Origin of the sequence: Aeromicrobium sp. Leaf272 (genome assembly GCF_001422865.1) — a bacterium.
Lineage (GTDB): Bacteria > Actinomycetota > Actinomycetes > Propionibacteriales > Nocardioidaceae > Aeromicrobium.
The window spans coordinates 613,311-617,545 of the sequence record NZ_LMMY01000009.1; the positions used below are offsets into that span (position 1 = coordinate 613,311).

Consider the following 4,235-nt stretch of genomic DNA (forward strand, 5'->3'; position numbering starts at 1 on the left):
AGAAGCACTCCTCCTGCACGCGGGCGGCGATCTCGGCACCGAGGCCGAGCGTGCGCGACGCCTCGTGCACCACGACGGCGCGGCCCGTGCGTCGGACCGACTCGTGCACCGGGCCCAGGTCGAGAGGGCTGAGGGTGCGCAGGTCGATGACCTCCAGGTCCACCCCGTCCTCGGCGGCGGCCTCGGCCGACTCCAGGCACGTGCGCACCATGGGCCCGTAGGCCAGCAGTGTGGCGTGGCGGCCGTCGCGCACCACCTGCGAGGCGTGCAGCGGGGTGCTCTCCTGGCCGACCGGCCCGGCGTCCCAGTAGCGACGCTTGGGCTCCATGAAGACGACGGGATCGTCGCTGGCGATCGCCTGCTGGATCATCCAGTAGGCGTCGTGGGCGTTCGACGGGCTCACCACGCGCAGCCCGGCGGTCAGGCAGAACTGCGCCTCGGGGCTCTCGGAGTGGTGCTCGACCGCGCCGATGCCGCCGCCGAACGGGATGCGGATGACCGCCGGCATCGTCACGACGCCCTGGCTGCGGGCGTGCAGCTTCGCGACCTGGCTGACGATCTGGTCGTAGGCGGGGTACACGAAGCCGTCGAACTGGATCTCCACCACCGGGCGGTAGCCGCGCAGCATCATGCCCACCGCGGCGCCGACGATCCCGGACTCCCCGAGCGGGGTGTCGATCACGCGGTCCTCGCCGAAGTCCTTCTGCAGGCCCTCGGTCACGCGGAAGACGCCGCCGAGCGGGCCGACGTCCTCACCCATGACGACGACCTTGGGGTCGGACTCCATGGCGGCCCGCAGGCCGGCGTTGATCGCCTTGCCGAGGCTCAGCCGCTGACCGACGGCCGACGTCCTCTGGCTCGTGCTCGTGCTGGTGCTCATGCCGCACCGCCCTCGGTCTCGAACGACGCCCGGTACGCGAGGTACTCGGCCTTCTGCTCGGCCAGCTCGGGGTGCGCGTCGGCGTAGACGCCGTCGAACAGCGCGCCGAGGTCGGGCTCGGGCAGGGAGCGGCAGGCCTCGCGCAGGTGCGCGCCGAGGTCCTCGGCCTCCGTCTGCAGGTCGGTGAAGAACGACTCGGGGGTGTCGACCTCGCGCAGGTACGTCTCCACGCGGGCCAGCGGGTCGCGGTGCTTCCACGCCTCCACCTCGGCGGTGTCGCGGTAGCGGGTGGGGTCGTCCGACGTCGTGTGCGCGCCCATCCGGTAGGTGACCGCCTCGACGAGCGTCGGTCCCTCGCCGTCGCGTGCTCGCTGGAGCGCCGCCTGGGTGACGGCGTGGACGGCCAGCACGTCGTTGCCGTCGACCCGCACGCCACCGAAGCCGTAGCCGGCGGCGCGCTGCACCAGCGGCACGCGGCTCTGGCGGGCCATCGGCACCGAGATGGCCCAGTGGTTGTTCTGGCAGAAGAAGACGACCGGTGCGTTGAACGACGACGCCCAGACGAACGCCTCGTGCACGTCGCCCTGGCTGCTCGCGCCGTCGCCGAAGTAGGCGAGGGCAGCGGCGTCGCGGGTCTGGTCGCCCGTGCCGACGACGCCGTCGCGCTGCAGGCCCATCGCGTAGCCCGTGGCGTGCATGGTCTGCGCGCCGATGATGATGCTGTAGAGCGCCATGCCGGTCTCGGCGGGGTCCCAGCCGCCGAGCTCGACACCGCGGAACAGGCCGAGCAGCTTGGCCGGGTCGATGCCGCGGCACCACGCCACGCCGTGCTCGCGGTAGGTGGGGAACGCGAAGTCCTGCGCCGCGAGCGCGCGGCCGGAGCCGACCTGCGCGGCCTCCTGCCCGAGGCACTGCGCCCACAGGCCGAGCTCGCCGTGACGCTGCAGGGCGTGCGCCTCGTGGTCGATGCGGCGGACGAGGAGGAGGTCGCGGTACATCGCGCGGATGCTCTCGTCGTCGCCCTCGAAGGCGTAGCGCTCGTGCTCGACCCGACGACCCTCGGGCGTCAGCAGCTGGACGAGCTCGGTGTCGACGGTCGAGGGCGTGGTCACTCGCCGCGACCCGGCGTCCGTGGACGTGGTCGGGGTGTGCAGGGGTACGGTCATGCGCTGTTCCTCTCGCTGCCGGCGCGGGGTCTCCACGTCGGTGGGGCGGTACGGGACCGCTGACCCGCAGTGGTGGCGCGGGCGTGGCGGTCGGTCGTGGCGTGACCGCAGTCACATCACGACGCCACGGTAACGCGTCGGGCCCACGTCGGCCAAGCCCCGCTGCCCCCGTGGGGCGCACGTTCACCGGATCGTCACCGGAGGCGACCGGGGCCTTCCTAGACTTCGAGGGTGGACCACCCCGTGATCCTCCTCGCGAGCAACGACCACGCGTCGCTGCTCGACGACGAGTTCCGCCGCTACCACCGCGACTACGACGTGCGGGTCGCTCGCACGTGCGCCGACGCCACCGCCCTGCTCGAGCGGCTGTGCGCCGACGGCCGCCAGGTCGCGCTCGTGGTGCAGGACGCCGCCCTCCCCGACGCCGACGTGTGGACGTCGTTCGCCACCTGGCGTCGGGTGGTGCCCACCGCGCGTCGGCTCGTGACCGTTCCCTGGGACCGCTTCCTCGACGAGGGCGACCGACTCCGCCCCGGCCTCGCGCACGGCAAGTTCGACGGCTACCTGCTCATGCCACGGGGCCTGCGCGACGAGGAGTTCCACGGCGCCGTCGGGGAGCTGCTGTCGGACTGGGGGTCCACCGTGGCCGCACCGGAGGTCGAGACGATGCGGATCGTCTCGGGCCCGTCCAACCCGCTCACGGCCGCCGTGCGCGACTTCGCCCAACGCATGGGCATCCCCACGGGAGTGCACCACCCCGACAGCGACGTCGGCCGCGCGGTGCTGGCCGAGCTCGTCGAGAACGGCGGCGAGCCCGGGGAGCCGGTGGTCGCCAGCGTGTACCGACCGCCCTTCGTGCCGACGTCGGTGCGCGAGGTGGCCCAGGTCATGTACGGCGGACCCGGCGAGACGGTGGTCGACGACGTCGTCGACGTCGCGGTGGTCGGCGCCGGACCGGCAGGACTGGCCGCCGCCGTGTACGCGGCGAGCGAGGGGCTCAGCACCGTCGTGCTCGAGAGCGAGGCCATCGGCGGGCAGGCCGGCACCAGCTCGATGATCCGCAACTACCTCGGCTTCCCGCGCGGCGTCTCCGGCATGCGACTGGCGCAGCGCGCGCGGTCGCAGGCGATCCGGTTCGGGGCACGGTTCCTCACCGGGTGGGAGGTCGACGCGCTCCGGCCGTGCGTCCCGTCGGCCCCGCACGCCGAGCGTGAGCACGTCATCACCACGGTGGGCGGCGGGCAGGTGCGCGCGCGGTCGGTCGTGATCGCGACGGGCGTGGCCTACCGCCACCTCGACGTCGAGTCCGTGGAGGAGCTCGTGGGTCGCGGCGTGCACTACGGGTCGGCGATGACCGCGGCGCAGGAGGTCGAGGGCCAGCCGGTGGTCGTGGTCGGTGGCGGCAACTCCGCCGGGCAGGCGGCCATCCACCTGGCCCGCTTCGCGTCGTCGGTGACGATCGTCGTGCGCCGCGACCTCGCCGAGACGATGTCGCAGTACCTCGTCGACGAGCTCCGCTGGAACGAGCGCGTCTCGGTCCGGGTCGGCGTGGAGGTCGTCGACGGCGGCGGCGCGGGGCAGCTGGAGTGGCTCGACCTGCGCACCAACGCCACGGGTGAGGTCGAGCGGGTCGTCGCGGCCGGGCTGTTCCTGCTGCTCGGCGCGCGCCCGACGTGCAGCTGGCTGCCCGCCGAGGTCACGCGCGACCCCAACGGCTTCGTGCTCACCGGTCGCGACGTGCCGAAGGAGGCCTGGCTCGGCCCCGGCGGCGTGCCCGGCCCCTGGTCGGCCGAGGCGATCGTCCCGCCCGAGACCCTCGCCACCACCGCCCCCGGGGTCTTCGCCGTCGGCGACATCCGCGCCGGGTCGATGAAGCGCGTCGCGGCGGCCAGCGGCGAGGGCTCGTCGGTCGTCCCGCTCATCCACCGCTGGCTGGCGCCGTAGGTCCGGTCGTCGTCCTGCGGCTGGGTCTGGTCCTGCGGCTGCGCTGCCTCGGCGGGGGCTGGACCTGCGGCTGCGCTGCTCCGGCGGGGGCTGGACCTGCGGCTGCGCTGCTCCGGCGGGGGCTGGACTGCGGCTGCGCTGCTCCGGCTGGGTCTCGGCTCGGTCTCCGAAAGGGCCTCGACCGGCGGATGGGCTCGCGCTCGGCCGAGCCCCGGTGCCGCGGGCCGGTCCTGGGTCGTCAGAGG

Annotated in this window: 3 protein-coding genes; 1 reads left to right on the plus strand and 2 read right to left on the minus strand. The window is 73.8% G+C overall.

Annotation, left to right across the window (positions count from 1 at the left end):
- Both ASF38_RS17885 and pdhA read right to left on the minus strand, forming a co-directional pair.
- The coding region (locus tag ASF38_RS17885) for a transketolase C-terminal domain-containing protein (RefSeq protein ID WP_162237302.1) at positions 1-880 on the minus strand (880 nt) is incomplete at its 3' end.
- The gene (gene pdhA, locus ASF38_RS04635) at positions 877-2,046 is read right to left on the minus strand and encodes a pyruvate dehydrogenase (acetyl-transferring) E1 component subunit alpha (protein ID WP_082480373.1); all 1,170 of its coding nucleotides are present in this window, start codon (positions 2,044-2,046) and stop codon (positions 877-879) included. The genes pdhA and ASF38_RS17885, both read right to left, overlap by 4 nt.
- Before the next feature lie 231 nt (positions 2,047-2,277).
- On the opposite strand from pdhA, the gene ASF38_RS04640 reads away from it, so the two are divergent.
- A complete protein-coding gene (locus ASF38_RS04640) occupies positions 2,278-3,990 on the plus strand; it encodes an FAD-dependent oxidoreductase (RefSeq protein WP_056573977.1) in 1,713 nt (570 codons plus the stop codon).
- Positions 3,991-4,235: the final 245 nt, after the last annotated feature.

Excerpts from the sequence above, each read along its gene's own strand:
- pdhA (WP_082480373.1), bottom strand. The coding sequence starts at position 2,046 with ATGACCGTACCCCTGCACACCCCGACCACGTCCACGGACGCCGGGTCG.